Annotated in this window: 13 protein-coding genes and 2 pseudogenes; 5 read left to right on the top strand and 10 right to left on the bottom strand. The window is 63.1% G+C overall.

The window, feature by feature from the left end; genetic code table 11:
• Position 1: 1 nt before the first annotated feature.
• The 10 genes from N2A98_RS16645 to N2A98_RS16600 form a co-directional block, all read right to left on the bottom strand.
• Entirely contained in the window at positions 2–697 is a 696-nt protein-coding gene (locus tag N2A98_RS16645; protein WP_044274693.1) for an ABC transporter ATP-binding protein, read from the bottom strand.
• Positions 697–1,446: an ABC transporter ATP-binding protein gene (locus N2A98_RS16640; RefSeq protein WP_044274692.1), complete on the bottom strand. Its 750-nt coding sequence runs from the start codon at positions 1,444–1,446 to the stop codon at positions 697–699. The genes N2A98_RS16645 and N2A98_RS16640 overlap by 1 nt, the downstream gene beginning before the upstream one ends.
• Positions 1,443–2,453, bottom strand: coding sequence for a branched-chain amino acid ABC transporter permease (locus N2A98_RS16635; RefSeq protein WP_047711223.1), 1,011 nt, complete (start codon positions 2,451–2,453; stop codon positions 1,443–1,445). Before N2A98_RS16635 ends, N2A98_RS16640 begins: the two co-directional genes overlap by 4 nt.
• Position 2,454: 1 nt before the next feature.
• Positions 2,455–3,315 (bottom strand): branched-chain amino acid ABC transporter permease, encoded by an 861-nt coding sequence (locus N2A98_RS16630; RefSeq protein ID WP_044274690.1) that lies wholly within the window; start codon positions 3,313–3,315, stop codon positions 2,455–2,457.
• Between the two features lie 58 nt (positions 3,316–3,373).
• Positions 3,374–4,576 (bottom strand): ABC transporter substrate-binding protein, encoded by a 1,203-nt coding sequence (locus N2A98_RS16625; RefSeq protein ID WP_275622348.1) that lies wholly within the window; start codon positions 4,574–4,576, stop codon positions 3,374–3,376.
• Positions 4,577–4,805: 229 nt separating this feature from the next.
• Positions 4,806–5,573: an FCD domain-containing protein gene (locus N2A98_RS16620; RefSeq protein ID WP_032896439.1), complete on the bottom strand. Its 768-nt coding sequence runs from the start codon at positions 5,571–5,573 to the stop codon at positions 4,806–4,808.
• A 108-nt stretch (positions 5,574–5,681) separates the two neighbouring features.
• Positions 5,682–6,437, bottom strand: a complete 756-nt coding sequence (locus tag N2A98_RS16615; RefSeq protein WP_275622347.1) for an alpha/beta hydrolase — start codon at positions 6,435–6,437, stop codon at positions 5,682–5,684.
• 107 nt (positions 6,438–6,544) lie between these two features.
• Positions 6,545–7,957 (bottom strand): efflux transporter outer membrane subunit, encoded by a 1,413-nt coding sequence (locus tag N2A98_RS16610; protein ID WP_275622346.1) that lies wholly within the window; start codon positions 7,955–7,957, stop codon positions 6,545–6,547.
• Positions 7,950–9,932 (bottom strand): MacB family efflux pump subunit, encoded by a 1,983-nt coding sequence (locus N2A98_RS16605; protein ID WP_161952187.1) that lies wholly within the window; start codon positions 9,930–9,932, stop codon positions 7,950–7,952. Before N2A98_RS16605 ends, N2A98_RS16610 begins: the two co-directional genes overlap by 8 nt.
• Positions 9,922–11,091 (bottom strand): efflux RND transporter periplasmic adaptor subunit, encoded by a 1,170-nt coding sequence (locus N2A98_RS16600; protein WP_275622345.1) that lies wholly within the window; start codon positions 11,089–11,091, stop codon positions 9,922–9,924. Before N2A98_RS16600 ends, N2A98_RS16605 begins: the two co-directional genes overlap by 11 nt.
• Before the next feature lie 324 nt (positions 11,092–11,415).
• Here N2A98_RS16600 and N2A98_RS16595 point away from each other — a divergent pair, with 324 nt between their 5' ends.
• From N2A98_RS16595 to N2A98_RS16575, 5 genes and pseudogenes are all read left to right on the top strand, one after another.
• Positions 11,416–11,898 carry a sigma-70 family RNA polymerase sigma factor gene (locus N2A98_RS16595; RefSeq protein WP_069558655.1) on the top strand — a complete coding sequence of 161 codons (483 nt, stop codon included), beginning with the start codon at positions 11,416–11,418 and terminating at the stop codon, positions 11,896–11,898.
• A 119-nt stretch (positions 11,899–12,017) separates the two neighbouring features.
• On the top strand, positions 12,018–13,355 hold the full coding sequence (locus N2A98_RS16590) for a SidA/IucD/PvdA family monooxygenase (RefSeq protein ID WP_078803404.1): 1,338 nt from the start codon (positions 12,018–12,020) through the stop codon (positions 13,353–13,355).
• A gap of 22 nt (positions 13,356–13,377) precedes the next feature.
• Positions 13,378–13,464 (top strand): annotated as a pseudogene (locus tag N2A98_RS16585) (outer membrane lipoprotein carrier protein LolA); the annotation flags it as partial.
• 64 nt (positions 13,465–13,528) lie between these two features.
• The gene (locus N2A98_RS16580; RefSeq protein WP_003192321.1) at positions 13,529–14,749 is read left to right on the top strand and encodes a putative DNA modification/repair radical SAM protein; all 1,221 of its coding nucleotides are present in this window, start codon (positions 13,529–13,531) and stop codon (positions 14,747–14,749) included.
• A pseudogene (locus N2A98_RS16575) lies at positions 14,746–15,567 on the top strand (TIGR03915 family putative DNA repair protein); the annotation flags it as partial. The gene N2A98_RS16580 and the pseudogene N2A98_RS16575, both read left to right, overlap by 4 nt.
• Positions 15,568–15,921 lie beyond the last annotated feature (354 nt).

Genomic DNA, 15,921 nt, shown 5'->3' with positions numbered 1-15,921 from the left:
CTCAGGCACTCAAGGCCAGGTAACGGTTTTTGATGCTCGGGTCGGCGCGGAAGTCAGCGGCGCTGCCCTCGTACACCACGCGGCCCTGTTCGAGCACGTAATGGCGGTCGGCGAGCTTGTCGCAGACCATCAGGTTCTGTTCCACCAGCAATACCGGCAGGCCCTCGTCCTTGACCTTGCGCAGGATCTTCACCAGCTCGTCGACGATCACCGGGGCCAGGCCTTCAGTGGGTTCGTCGAGGATCAGCAGCTTGGGGTCGTTAAGCAGGGCGCGGGCGATGGCGAGCATCTGCTGTTCGCCGCCGGACAACGCGTGGCCGGCGTTTTTGCGCCGCTCCTTGAGGCGCGGGAACATGGCGTACACGTCTTCCAGTTGCCAGCGGCTGTGCTTGCGGGCGGCGATGCGCAGGTTTTCCTCCACCGTCAGCAGGCGGAAAATCCCGCGGTTTTCCGGCACCAGCGCCAAGCCCTGGCGCGCAATTTCAAAGATCTTTTGCCCCACCAGCGCCTGGCCGTTGAAGTGGATCTGGCCCTGGCGCGGGCAGATGATGCCGAGGATGCTGCGCAGGGTGGTGGTCTTGCCGGCGCCGTTACGGCCCAGCAGGGTCACCAGTTCGCCGGGGTTGACGCTCAGCGAGACGCCCTCCAGCACATGGCTTTTGTCGTAGTAGGAATGGATATTCTCGACGATCAGCATCAGGCAGCCTCCCCAAGATAGGCAGTGCGCACACGTTCATCGGCACGCACGAATTCCGGCGTGCCTTCCACCAGGATCTGCCCGTGGCTCATCACCGTGATGCGTTGGCTGATGGACATGACGATGCTCATGTTGTGTTCGATCAACAGCACCGTATGGTCGCGGCCAAGGTCGCTGATCAGTTGGGTCATGATCGGGATATCGTCGATGCCCATGCCCGAGGTGGGCTCGTCGAGCATCAACAGTTTGGGTTTGGAGCAGATCGACATGCCCACCTCCAGCACCCGTTGCTGGCCGTGGGACAACTCACCGGCCAGGGTGTCGGCGCGGGCCGTGAGTTGCAGGCGCTCCAGCACCTGGTCGGCCATCTCCAGATGCTCGCGCTTGCTGTCGACCCGACGCCAGAAATTCAAGGCGCGCACGCCGTCGCGGCCTTGGGCGGCCAGTCGCAGGTTCTCGCGCACGCTGAGGTTCTGGAACAGGCTGGTGAGCTGGAACGAACGCGCCATGCCCAGGCCGACGCGGCCGTGGGCGGGCTTGCGCATCAGGTTCTTGCCGTCGAAATGGATCGCCCCGGCGGTGGCCTGGCGTTCACCGGTGAGGCAATGGAACAGGCTGGTCTTGCCGGCGCCGTTGGGGCCGATGATGGTGTGGATGGTGCCGGCTTCAACCTTGAGGTTGACGCCATTGACCGCATGGAACGCGCCGTAGGCCAGCTCCAGGTTTTGGGTTTCCAGCAAGATACTCATAGCCCGTCCTCCTTGGCGACGACCACGGGTTTGCGCGTGCCGCGCACCTTCTCGAACAGCGACGCGAGGCCGCCCCACAACCCGCCGCGCATGAAGATCACCACCAGGATCAGGATCACCCCCAGCAGCATCAGCCAACGCGGCCACAGGTCGGAGAGAAAGTCGCCCAGCAGCACGATGGAGCCGGCGCCCAGCAGTGAGCCGAACAGCGAGCCGGTGCCGCCGACGATGGTCATGATCAGGATGTTCTCGGACATCGCCAGGTCGATATTGGACAGCGGCACAAAGTGCAGCAGCATGGCGTACAGCGCCCCGGCAATCCCGGTGACCGCGCCGGACAGCACGAACACCAGGATCTTGAAGTGGCGCGTGTCGTAGCCGATGGCCGAGGCGCGGGTTTCATTCTCGCGGATCGCCATCAGCGTGCTGCCAAACGGTGAGGCGATCACCCGACGTGCGCCGATGAAGATCAGCAGGAACAGCACCGCGACAAAACCATAGAAGGCGCGGGCATCGGCCAGGGACAGCAGCACGGTGTCACCCACCCGGATTTCCGGGCGCGGCACGCTGAGCAGGCCGTTGTCGCCGCCGGTCCAGTCGCTCAAGGTGTAGGCGACAAAGTAAGCCATCTGGCTGAACGCTAACGTGAGCATCACGAAGTAAATGCCCGTGCGGCGAATCGCCAGGGCGCCCACCAGCAAGGCCAGCACGCCACCGGCCAGCGCTGCGCCCAGCAACGCCATGAACAGGCCCATTTGCAGGTGGATCATCAACAGCGCCGCACAATAAGCACCGGCACCAAAGAAGATGCCTTGGCCGAAGGACAGCAGCCCGGTGTAGCCCAGCAGCAGGTTGCAGGCCAGGGCGGCCATGGCAAAGATCAGGATCTCGGTGGCCAGGGTCGCCGAGGGCAACACCAACGGCAGGCCGATCAGCACGGCCAGCACCCACAGCAACATGGCTCTGGATTGGGTCTTGGCGAACGGCAGGGGGTTTTTCTCGCTCATGTCAGGCTCTCCCGAACAGGCCGTAAGGGCGCACCAGAATCACCACGGCCATGGCGCCGTAGATCATCAGGCTCGCACCCTGGGGCCAGAGTGTGGTCATCAGGCTTTGCACCACGCCCACCAGCAAACCGCCGACCAGCGCACCGCTGAACGAGCCCATGCCGCCGATCACCACCACCACGAAGGCGATGCCCAGAATCTCCGGGCCGACGAAGGGCTGGGCGCCGCGCAAGGGCGCGAACAACACCCCGGCGACACCGGCCAGAGCGACGCCGAGGGCGAAGGTCATGGAGAACAGGCGGAAAATATTGGTGCCCAGCAGCGACACGGTTTCGGTGCTTTCACTGCCGGCGCGCACCAGGGCACCGAAGCGCGTGCGCTCCAGCAGCAGCCACAGGCCCAGGCCCACCAGCGCGGAAAACACGATGAGGAACAGGCGGTAGTAGGGGTAGACGAAATCACCCACCACCAGCACGCCGCGCAACAGTTCCGGCACGGCGACGCTTTTGCCCACCGGCCCCCAGATCATCACGCTGGCTTCCTGGATGATCAGGGCGATCCCCAGGGTCACCAGAATCTGGAACATGTGCGGCAAGTGGTAGATGCGCTGGATCAGCAAGCGCTCGATCACCCAGGCCAGTGCGGCCACCACTAGCGGCGCGATCAGCAGCGCCAGCCAGAAGTTGCCGGTGAGGCTCACCGCGGTGTAGCAGATGTAGGCGCCGAGCAGGAAGAACGCGCCGTGGGCGAAGTTGACGAAGTTGAGCAGGCCGAAAATGATCGTCAGCCCCACCGCGATCAGGAAGTAGATCATCCCCAACCCGAGGCCGTTGAGAATCTGGAACAGGTACAGATTAAGCATGCAGGCACCCTCCGCAGACGGCCGCTTGCACGGCCCTGCGCGACAAAAAATTAAGCGGTCAGCCGAGCGTGCAGCCCGTCGCCTCGACCGCAGGGAACGACTGGCCAGCGCTGAGCACTTTGGCCAGGTCGTCCTTGTCGGCCATGTCGCCGCTGGCCTTGCCGATCAGCAGGTAGTAATCCTTGATCACCTGGTGGTCGCCGGCGCGGATCGACTCCTTGCCGGTCGGGCCTTCGTAGCTCAAGCCCTGCATGGCCTTGGCCACGGTCGGGCCGTCGAAGCTGCCGGTAGCGATGATGGTGTCGAGCATGACTTTGGTGCTGATGTAATCGGCGGCCAGCGGGTAGGTGGGGTTGATGCCGTAGGTGGCCTGGGTCAGCTTGACCAGTTCGCGGTTGAGCGGGGTGTCGACCTGGTGCCAGTACTGCGCGCCGAGGTACACGCCCTCGAGCACATCGCTGCCCAGCTCCTGGAACTGATCCAGGCCGGCAGACCACACCAGCAGCACCTTCATGCGCTCCTTGATGCCGAAGTTAACGGCCTGGCGCAAGGTGTTGGACGACTGGCTGCCAAAGTTGAGCAGCACCAGCACATCGGGCTTGGTAGAAATGGCGTTGGTCAGGTAACCGGAAAATTCCTGTTCCTGCAGCGAGTGGTAGCTGTTGCCCACGTGTTCCAGGCCGTGCTCCTTGAGCACGTTCTTGGCGCCTTCGAGCAAGGCTTCGCCGAACACGTATTGCGGGGTGATGGTGTACCAGCGCTTGGCGTCCGGCAGCAGCTTGATCAGCGGCACCATGGTTTCGCGGATCGCGCCGTAGGTGGGCACCGACCAGCGGAAGGTCGCCTTGTTGCAGTCCTTGCCTGTGACTTCATCGGCGCCCACCGGGGTCATGAACACACCGCTGGCCTTGTCCACTTCCTTGGCCACTGCCAGGGCGGAAGACGACAGCGTGCAGCCCTGGAAGAACCGTGCGCCGTCCTGCGCGATGGCCTCTTGCACTTTGCGCACTGCCTTGCCGGCGTTGCCTTCGGTGTCGATGACTTTGTAGTTCAGCGGGCGGCCGAGTAATTGGGGGTGTTGCTGCACCGCCAGGCGCGAACCCATGTCGGCAAATTTGCCATAGCTGGCAAAGGCGCCAGACATGGACTTGAGGCCGTAAAAGGTAAAAGGCTCGGCGGCGAATGCCGAACGCACGCCCAGCGGAAGGCTGAGGGCGGCGGCTGCGGTGAGGCTGGCTTTCAATAACGTACGACGCTGCATGGGGTGACTCCCTGGTTTAGTTATTGGCAGGAGCGGCAAGGGCGATACGGTGGAGCAAGGGCCTGTGGGCAGGCTTGTTATTGGACTGAGTGAACCGATCTAAAGGTTGGAACCAGGTCGAAATGTGGGAGCGGGCTTGCTCGCGAATGCGGTGTGTCAGTCACTGCATGCGTAGCTGACCCACCGCATTCGCGAGCAAGCCCGCTCCCACAGTTGATTGCCTGTGTGCTTATGAGTGGTCGAACTCCAGTAGGAAGTGCGGGCTTACCTGGCCTTCCAGCGCGGTCATATGGTGTTCGGCATCGCACATGTGTTCATGCATCAAGCTGCGCACCGCGCTTTCATCCCCGGCGCGAAAGGCGATCAGCAGTTGCTTGTGATAGTCCAGGTTGGCCGCGTCGAATTGCTTGCGCTTGGGCTTGTAGGCTTTTTTCAGCACCACCAGGTCGCGCAGCAAGTCATTGAGAAACTGCGCCATGAAGCTCAGCAGCGGGTTGGGGCAGGCCCGGGCCAGCAGGTTGTGGAACTCCAGTTCCGCCAGGCGCTGCTCGCGCTGGCCGGCTTCGCTGTCTTCGGGGGCGCTGCAAAAATCCACGTTGGCTTGCAGGGCGATGTAATCGTCTTCGCTCAAACGCCCCAGCACCGACACGGCCAGTTCCACTTCGATGACCTTGCGCAGTTGGTAGACCTGCTCGCCGTCCAGGTGCTGGAAGTGCAGGTAATTGCGCAAGGCGCGGCTGGCCGGTTCAGTGCCGGCCTGGTTCAAGTAAGCCCCGCCGCTGGGGCCGGTGCGCGTGCTCACCAAGCCTTCGACCTCCAGCGCCTTGAGCGCTTCTCGCGCCGAGCCCTTGGAGCACTGGAAACTTTCCATCAGCTCGCGTTCGGTGGGCAGGCGGTCGCCGGGCTTCAAGGCGTCGGTGACGATCGAGCGCTTGACCGACTCGACAATCACATCGGACAGCTTCTGGCGTTTGCGGCGTAGCGGTCGACTCAGCATGGCGGTGATTTATCGTATTAATGCGGATAAATAGCACTTAATAACGATTGGGCAGGTGCGTCAACGCAAGGGGTCGTTTTCGGTGAATAGGGGTCGTAAATGCGCAGGTTATTCCCAGGCGCCCAAGTCCAGGCAGCGTGCGGACGAAGGCGGCTGTTTGCCATAGGCCAGAAAATCCCCCAGCCAGCGGCTCACACACCCGTCAGCGCCTGCGCGTGGCGACTCCTTGAGCAAGAGCTGTTCCACACCGGTGGCAAGTGGTTCGCCAGGCTCGGTATTGATCAGCACCATGCGCCCGACGCGTTCGGGAAACAACGTGCCGTAGCGGCTGCCCAGGCGGGTGGCCGCGGCGTTGCCCAGGTAGTTGAGGCGTGCCTCGCCCAGTTGCCCACGCACGAATTCCATATCCTGCGCGGCCTGTTCCACGCCGTTGCCTTGGCGCAGGTCGCGGGTGCTCAGCTCGATTACGTCATAACGGTCGACCAGGGTGCGATAGGCCTGGGTGGCAAGCGACTCCCAGCGACTGGCCAGGTGAAGGACGAACGGTGCGCCTTTGGCCTGTTGGGGGTCGCCGGCCTGGATGAACACCACACCTTCACGGTTGAGCGGCTGCCGTGCGCCTACCCGTGTCACGCTCAGGCGTATGCGGCCGCGCTGGGGTGCGGCATGGTCGCGGGGCACGTTGACCAGGCCGCATTGGGTGCGGCCAACCACTTCCGGGTCCAGGCGCGTGGTTGCAGTGAGGGGGCAGTCCAGCAGCCAGTCGATCGCGGTGGGCGCGATCAAGGGCTCGGCCAGCGCCAGGTGTGTGATCAGCCAGCCGCCAACGCAGGCCAGGCCTTTTACAACAACGCTGGGTTTCATCATGAGGTCCCGGGCATCCGTGTGATAACGGCTTTTTTACCAAGGACCTTGGGGTGGAAAATGTAAGGTGAAGAAACAACTCATGTATGAAATATGAGTTTCGTTTATCAGATACCGGTGTTCCAGCCACCGCCTAACGCCTTGTACAGGGCGATGCTGGCTTGCAGGCGCGACAGGCGCAGCAGCACGTTCTGGTCCTGGGCGTCGTACAGGGTGCGTTGGGTTTCCAGTACCGTGAGCAGGTCTTCGGCGCCGGCCTCATAGCGGCTTTTGGCAATCTGAAAGGCGGTCTGCGCCTGTTGCAGTTCCTCGGTTTGCCACTGGCGTTGCTGGTCCAGGCGGGTGATGCTGCTGAGGGCTTTTTCTACATCGGCAAAACCGTTGATGATCGCCCCGCGGTAGGTTTGCAGCAGTTCATCCTGGCGTGCCCGAGCCTTGTCGCGCTCGGCGCTCAGCCGGCCATTGTTGAAGATCGGCGCCATCAGGCCTGAGGTCAGGGTGTAGAAGGGACTGCGCAGGATCTCTTCGGCCTTGGACGCGCCCGAGCCGAGCGTTGCGCCCAACGTCACCGTCGGCAGCATGGCCGCACGGGCCACCGTGACGTCGGCACTGGCCGCCGCCAACTGGGCCTCGGCCTGGGCGAGGTCGGGGCGCCGGCTCAATAACTGGCTGGGCACACCGGGCCCGATGCTCGGCCAGCTCAGTGCCTGGAAGGGGTCTGTGCCCAACTCCAGAGCCTGCACGGGCTGGCCGAGCAAGGCGGCGAGGGTGATCTGCGATTCTTCCGCCGATTGCTCGATCAGTGGCAGTTGCCGTTGCTGACCGGCCACCAGGCTTTTCTGTTGCGCCAGTTCCAGGGCCGTGGCGGAACCGGCATCAAAGCGGGTCTGCACCAGGTTCAGTACATTGCGCGCATTCGCCAGGTTGAGCTCGGCAATCTGCAAGCGCTGGCGGGCGGCCAGGGTTTGCGCGTAGCGGTCGGCCACGTTGCTGAGCAGGGTGAGCTCCACGTTGGCCTGATCGAACTCACTGGCCTGCAGGCTGTGCACGGCGCTGTCGCGGGCAGCGGCGCGGCCACCCCAGAAGTCGATTTCGTAGCTGGCCGTGAGGTTGGCATCGTAGTTGGTGACGGTCCTGTTGCTCTCGGTGGCGTCCAGCTCGGAGTTGCCGCTGCCGCGCAACAGCCGTTGACGGCTGGCGCCGAGGTTGAACTTCAGCTCCGGCAACAACGGTGCACCGGCGATCACCGCCGTGGCCTGGGCCTGGCGGACACGCGCCATGGCGGCCGCTACGTCGAAGCTGTCACGGCGGGCCTGGTCGATCAGGCGGTTCAACGCCGGGCTGCCAAACTGCGTCCACCAGCGTTGGTTGGTGGCCTGGTTTGCCTCACGTTCGGCATAGTGCCAGGCGGCGGGCGCAGCGATGCCGCTGTCGATGGCGGGTGGGTTAGCGCCACAAGCTGTGAGCAACAGGCACAGGCTGAGCGCTGACAACGGCGGGGTGATGGATCGTTTATTCACTGGTCAACGCCTTAACCGGATCGAGCCGGGCAGCTTTACGGGCCGGCATAAAGCCGAATACGACGCCGGTGACCAGCGCACAGCCAAACGCACCGAGCACCGCCACCAGGGAAAACTGCACCGCCACTTCAGCCAGTACCAGCACGCCGCCCACCAGCAAGGCCAGGGCAATACCGAACAGGCCACCGACCACCGAAAGCATCACCGCTTCGGTGAGGAACTGGCGCAGGATGTCGCGCTGGCGTGCCCCGGTGGCCATGCGGATGCCGATTTCACGGGTGCGTTCGCGCACGGTCATCAACATGATATTCATCACGCCGATGCCGCCCACCAACAGCGAAATCGCGGCAATCGAGCCGAGCATCAGCGACAGGGTGTTCTGGGTACGCGCTTCGGCCTGGATCATCGCGGCATTGTTGGTCAACTCGTAGTCGCGCTTGCCGTTGTGCAACTTCAACATCAATTGGTCGATGGCGCGTTCGGCTTCATGCACCTTGCGCGCATCGGTGGTGGCAATCGCCACGTATTCGGGGTTGTAGCTGCCGAACAGGCGGACACTGGCGGCGCTGTAGGGAATGGCGACACGGTCGTCACTGTCCTTGTTGCCGGAGCTTGAGCCTTTTTCCGCCAGTACGCCGACCACCTGGAAGGGCACGTTCTCGATCAGGATGTACTGGCCGATGGGGTTGGCCACGTCCTTGAACAACTTTTGGCGGATGCGTGCGCCAATCACGGCGACTGTGGCGGCGGCGCGTTCGTCGGCCTCGGTGAAATAGCTGCCCTCGACCACCGGCCAGTTGAAGATCTCCGGGAAGTTGGTGTCGTTGCCCCCCACGTAAGCCATGTAGTCGACGTTGCCGAAGCGCACACCCGCGTCGGTGCCGTTGACGGGCATGATGCGCTTGACCTGAGGCAGCGTCGCCAGGGCGGCGACGTCGTTGAGGGACACAATCCCCAGCGGCGTACGTGGGTTGGGCGAAGAACCGCTGAGGTAGATGATATTGGAACCGAACGCGCCCATCTGCGCCATGACCTGGCGCTTGCTGCCTTCGCCCACCGCCAGCATCACCACCACCGACGCGACGCCGATGATGATGCCCAGCAGCGTCAGCGCCGTGCGAAAACGGTTGATCCACATCACCCGCCAGGCGGCTTGCACCGCGTCCAGCAATTCAGCTTTCCAGGCGCCATTGTGCTCGGCGCCGTCGGCCAGGCGTTGGCGCAGGTCCACGGCGTGCAAGGCGCCGGCCGCCAGGCTGGGTATGGCCGCGCGGGTGTCAGCCGAATCGCTGATGATCTGGCCGTCGCGAATCTCGATGATGCGGTTGGCCCGCGCCGCCACTTCACGGTCGTGGGTAATCAGGATGACCACATGGCCCTGGCTCGCCAGTTCGTCGAGCAAGGCCATGACCTCCGCGCCGCTGTGGCTGTCGAGGGCGCCGGTGGGTTCATCGGCGAGGATGATATGGCCGCCGTTCATCAGGGCGCGGGCGATGGACACCCGTTGCTGTTGCCCACCGGACAACTGGTGCGGCCGATTGCCGGTGCGTTCGGCCAGGCCCAGGCGGGTGAGCAGGGCGCGTGCGCGGGCATGACGCTCGGTGGCGCTGATGCCGGCATAGATCGCCGGCATCTCGACGTTTTCCTGGGCGGAGCCTGAGGGAATCAAATGGTAGCCCTGGAACACAAAACCGAAGGCTTCGCGGCGCAGCCAGGCCAGTTCGTCGCTGCCCAGGTGGGCGACGTTTTCCCCGGCGAACAGGTAGTCGCCCTCGGTGGGGCGGTCGAGGCAGCCGAGGATGTTCATCAGCGTCGACTTGCCCGAGCCCGACGCGCCGACAATGGCGACGAACTCGCCGGCATGGATCGACAGGTCAATGCCACGCAACACATCGACCTGCGGGCTGTCGCCGCCGCCGTAGGATTTGCGCAGGCCTTTGAGTTCAATCAGGGGCGTGGTCAATTCAGCCCCCATGGCTGTCAGCCGGGCCGATCAACAGGTGGTCGCCCTCGTTCAGCCCGCCGAGCACTTCGACGCGCAGGCGGTCGCTGATGCCCAAGCGCACTTCGCGGTCTTCGATGGCACCGTTCTTGGCCACCACTCGGGCGATTTGCGCCTCTGAACCTGGCGTGCCTTGCAAGGCGGCGACCGGCACGGTGAGGGCATCTTTAACTTGGCTGGCGACGAAAAAGACCTGGGTGGTCATCTCGGCCATCAGCGCGTTGTCGGCGTTGTCTACGTCGAGCAGCACCGTGTACAGCACCACTCGGCCAGTGCCGCTCTTGCTGGTACTGCTCGGGCTGCCGTTGCTCTGGGTTTCGTTCAAGGGCTTGGGCGGGATCGGCAGGATCTGGCGCACGGTGCTGGTCCAGCGCCGGCTGCCACCGCTCAGGGTGGTGAAATACGCGCTCATGCCGGGTTTGACATGGCCGATGTCGGCTTCGGAAACTTCCGCCCACACCGTCATGGGTGACAGCTTGGCGATGCGCAGGATCAGCGGGGTTTGCTGTTGCGCGTTGAGGGTCTGGCCGACGCGTGCGTCCACGGCCACCACGGTGCCGGTCATCGGCGCGTAGATGCGTGTGTAGCCCAACTCGGCCTCATCGCTGCGCAGGCTGGCCTGGGCCTGGCGGATCTGTGCCTGGAACATCTCGACCCGTGCCTGGGTCGCGTTGAGTTCAGCCTTGGCGGTCTGCACGTCTTCTTCGCGGGTGGCGTTGCCGGCACTCAGGCGCTGCTGGCGCTGGTACTTCTGGCGGGCGAGTTGATGCTGGGCTTTCTGCTCCTGCAACTGGGCCTGCAGGTTTTCGATGGCATAGCGGCTGGCGTCGAGCTTGGCTTTTTGCGTGGCGGGGTCGATCTCCACCAGCAACTGACCCTCTTGGACCTGGTCGCCGGCCTCGACGTGGATCTTGCGGATCTGCCCGGAGGCCTGGGCGCCGACGTCCACATAGCGTCGCGGTTGCAGGGTGCCCAGGGCGGTGACGCTGTTTTCGATGTCGGCGCGGGTCACGGTGACGGTGGCTAGGGCGTCGCGGCCCGGCGTCAAGCCCTGCCAGGTGGCAAACGCAACGATGGGAATCAGGCACGCCACCACAAGCAGGGCGCGTCGGGCAGGTCGAGGGCGTTTCATCGGTAGCTTCCAGCCAGGAAAGTTCGGGGCGCAGTCGCGCAGAGCTGACAGGTAAACGAGGAAAATGCCCGGGAATTTAGGCTGTTACATAAGTAGTTACAGCTCAGTGGGAGAAAAAATTCGACCGCTGACGAGAGAGTTCTTTAAAAGTAGATGAGAATTACTATAAATTGCACACGCTCAAACTGCCATCATCGGTGATGGCAAAACCGCCATTGGTTGCGGGTGCATTCAGGTAAGGGGATGTGCTCTTGGGTTTTTCGCGAGCAAGCTCGCTCCTACAGGGTGGGCGTCGTTGGTATTAAGGCCGTGGGGTCAGGAGTCATGGTGGAAAACTACTATCGCGAGCTGGTGTGTTTCCTCAACGCCAAGCTGGGCAACCGTCAGGTGGCCGAAGATGTGGTGCATGACGCTTATGTGCGGGTGCTGGAGCGTGTAAGCGACAACCCGATCGAACAACCCCGCGCCTTCCTGTACCGCACCGCCTTGAACCTGGTGATCGACGGCCATCGGCGCAACGCCTTGCGCCAGGCCGAGCCCCTAGAGGTGCTGGACAGCGAAGAACGCTTCGCCGCCTGTTCACCCCACGCCAGCCACGACCAGGGCCAGCGCCTGGAGATGCTCGAACGCGCCCTGGCCGAGTTGCCGGCGGCCTGTCGCGACAGTTTCCTGTTGCGCAAACTCGAAGGCCTGTCCCACCTGCAAATCGCCGAACGCCTGGGCATTTCCCGCAGCCTGGTGGAAAAACACATCGTCAACGCGATGAAGCACTGCCGGGTGCGTATGCGTGAGTGGGAAGCGCACTGATCGCCAGTTAGTTAAATTTTATTTCACTGTCCTCGTTTCCTATCAACACACGGCCTGTTGTTCAGGCCATGAAGGTATTCCCGCCCCATCGCCAAGGGGCTTATCCAGAGGACACTGGAATGACACAGGCAATTGCTTCGCCCGCGGTTCATGACCTGATCGGGATCGGTTTCGGCCCTTCGAACCTGGCGCTGGCCATCGCCCTGCAGGAGCGTGAAAAGGCCCAGGGCAAGCTGGACGTGCTGTTTCTCGACAAACAAGCCGACTACCGCTGGCACGGCAATACCCTGGTCACCCAGAGCGAACTGCAGATTTCCTTCCTCAAGGACCTGGTGACCCTGCGCAACCCCACCAGCCCGTATTCCTTCGTCAACTACCTCAAGGCCCACGACCGCCTGGTGGACTTCATCAACCTGGGCACCTTCTACCCCTGCCGCATGGAGTACAACGACTACCTGCGCTGGGTGGCGGGGCAGTTCCAGGCCCAGGCCAACTACGGTGAAGAAGTGCTGGCCATCGAGCCGATCCTGCATCAGCAACAGGTCGAGGCCTTGCGCGTGATCTCCCGCGATGCCCACGGCGAGCAGCATGTGCGCACCACCCGTTCGGTGGTGGTCAGCGCCGGCGGCACGCCGCGCATTCCCGATGCGTTCAAGGCGCTCAAGGGCGACAGCCGGGTGTTCCACCATTCCCAGTACCTGGAGCGCATGGCCAACCAGCCGTGTGTAGATGGCAAGCCGATGCGCATCGCCGTGATCGGCGGTGGCCAGAGCGCGGCCGAAGCCTTTATCGACCTCAATGACAGCTTCCCGTCGGTGCAGGTCGACATGATCCTGCGCGGCTCGGCGCTCAAGCCGGCCGACGACAGCCCGTTCGTCAACGAAGTGTTCTCGCCGGCCTTTACGGACCTGGTATTCCAGCAAGTCGGTGCCGAGCGTGAGCGTTTGGTCGCCGAATATCAGAACACCAACTACTCGGTGGTGGACCTGGACCTGATCGAGCGCATCTACGGGATTTTCTACCGCCAGAAAGTCTCCGGCATCGCCCGCCAGGCGTTCCGTACCCTCACCGTGGTAGAGAAAGCCACCCCTGGCCCGCTGGGCATCGAACTGGCCCTGCGCAATACCGCCACTGGCGAAACCAGCCTTAACCATTACGACGCGGTGATCCTGGCCACCGGCTACGAGCGCCAGATGCACCGTGAGCTGCTGGCGCCGCTGGAGGCCTACATGGGCGACTTTGAGGTGGCCCGCGACTACCGCATCGTCACCGACGAGCGCTGCAAGGCCGGCATCTATATCCAGGGCTTCAGCCAGGCCAGCCATGGCTTGAGCGATACTTTGCTGTCGGTGCTGCCGATTCGGGCGGATGAGATTGCGGCGTCGCTGTATGAGCACGATCGAAACCGCGACAAGGGACGTTCGGTGCAGGACTTGCTCCTGGCCACTGCCAGCTGACCGATCCCCTGTAGGAGCGAGCTTGCTCGCGAAGAACGTCAACGATAACGCGCCTCATCTGGATGAACGCGGCGCTCTTGCCTTCTTCGCAAGCAAGCTCGCTCCTACAGACGGCACTTGTGACAAGGTGTGGCTATTGGTACTGTACAAAAAACCAGTATCGGTAACCCTCCATGCAGTTGATCGAAAAACTCAGCATCCTCGCCGACGCCGCCAAGTACGACGCGTCCTGCGCCAGCAGTGGCGCGCCCAAGCGCAGTTCCGAGGGCAAGGCGGGGCTGGGTTCCACCAATGGCATGGGCATTTGCCACAGTTACACGCCCGATGGCCGTTGCGTGTCGTTGCTCAAGGTGTTGCTCACCAACTTCTGCCTCTACGACTGCCAATACTGCGTCAACCGCCGCTCCAGCGACGTGCCCCGTGCGCGCTTCAGCCCGGAGGAGGTGGTCACCCTGACCCTGGATTTCTACAAGCGCAATTGCGTCAGCGGGCTGTTCCTCAGTTCCGGCATCATCCGTTCGTCGGACTACACCATGGAACAACTGGTGCGAGTCGCCAAACTGCTGCGCGAAGAGCATGACTTTCGCGGCTATATCCACCTCAAGACCATCCCTGATGCCGACCCGGCCCTGATCGCCGAGGCTGGCCGTTATGCCGATCGCCTCAGCGTGAACATCGAACTGCCCACCGACGCCAGCCTGCAAACCCTGGCGCCCGAGAAGCAGATTGGCTCGATCAAGCAGGCCATGCAGACCATTTACACCGGCGAACAGACGGTGCTCAACGAACCCCGCGCGCCACGTTTCGCCCCGGCCGGGCAAAGCACGCAGATGATTGTCGGTGCCGACGACACCGACGACAGCACCATCTTGCACGGTGCCGAGGCGTTGTACGGCAATTTCAAGTTGCGCCGCGTGTATTACTCAGCGTTCAGCCCCATCCCCAACAGCCCGAAAAGCGTACCCCTGGCCGCGCCGCCCTTGATGCGCGAGCACCGCTTGTACCAGGCGGACTTCCTGCTGCGCAGTTACGGTTTCCGCGCCAATGAGCTGTTCGCCGGCCCCGGCGACCTGGCACTGGATATCGACCCCAAGCTGGCCTGGGCCCTGGAGCATCGTGAGGTGTTCCCCCTGGACCTGAACCGCGCCGAGCCCACGCTGATCGCACGTATCCCCGGCATCGGCCTGCGCACCACCCAGCGCCTGGTCGACCTGCGCCGTGAACGCAAGATCCGCTTCGAAGACCTGGCGCGCATGCGCTGCGTGTTGGCCAAGGCCAAGCCGTTTTTCATCACCAGCGACTACCACCCGCAACAGGCCGACAGCACCAGTGTGTTGCTGCGTGAACAACTGCGTGATCGTCCGCAGCCGCAACAGATGGGGCTGTGGGGATGATCAGCCTGGAATGCGACAACCTGTTCAGCACCTGGCGCGAACAGGCACGCTGGTTGCTCAGCCATCAGGTCGACCCCAGCCAGGTGAGCTGGGGCCAGATGCAGGCGGCAGACCTGTTCGCTACCGATGAACCAATCCCGCCGGGGTTGGGGCCGTTTCAGGCGCGCATCCCCAAGGCGCTGTTGCAATTACTGGAGTCCGCCGCCTGTTACCACGGTGATCAACGCTGGAGCCTGTTGTATGAAGTGCTGTGGCGGGTCAGCCATGGTGATCGCACGGCCATGCTCGCGGGGGACAAGCTTGGCAGCGAGTTGCAGCGGCGCATCAAGCAAGTCAGCCGAGAGGCTCACCACTTGCATGCGTTTGTGCGCTTCATCGCGCTGCCGGCCGGGGCCGGGCCGGAACTGCCGGAGTACGTGGCCTGGCATGAGCCGGCCCATGACATTCTCAAGAGCGCCAGCGAGCATTTTATCGGGCGCATGGGCCGCCATCGCTGGATGATCGCCACGCCCCTGGACGGGGTGTATTACGACGGCGAACAACTGATTCATCAGCGCCAGTGCCCCGAAGCCTGGCAGCAACTGGCACAGAATGTCGAAGACCCCCACAGCGCCATGTGGCTGACCTACTACAGCCACATCTTCAACCCGGCACGGTTGAATCCCAAGGTGATGGAAGGGCATTTGCCCAGCCGCTTCTGGAAGAACTTGCCGGAAGGCAAGTTGATCCCGGGGTTGATCAGCGAAGCGCGTACGGGCAAGCAGAAAGATGGGCAGGCGAAGCTGGTGGGGGCCAAGCCAGGCAAAAGAATTGCAAACCCGGTCAATGTGGGAGCTGGCTTGCCTGTGATGGCGGCCTTGCAGCCGACGCCTATCTACCTGACACCCCACGATCCAACTGTGGGAGCTGGCTTGCCTGCGAAGACGGCCTCACAGTCGACACCGTAATACCGAGTACATATCCATTCCTGCGGTAACGGCCACTTAGGGTTCCGCCCTGACAGCGGCTCACTTTTGAAAAGCGCAAAAGTAAGCAAAACGCTCTTGCCCCACCACTCGGCACCTCGCTTAGGCTCGGTGTGCCCGTAATCCGCCAGTGATTTGGGGGGCCGCCGCCACGCGCCATCCATGGCGCGGGGCGGCTAAACCGGCATCCCTGCCGGTTTACCCCCC

The organism is Pseudomonas sp. FJ2-5-13, from assembly GCF_029201605.1.
In the GTDB taxonomy this organism is placed as follows: domain Bacteria; phylum Pseudomonadota; class Gammaproteobacteria; order Pseudomonadales; family Pseudomonadaceae; genus Aquipseudomonas; species Aquipseudomonas lactis.
This window is presented reverse-complemented; position numbering and strand designations above follow the sequence as displayed.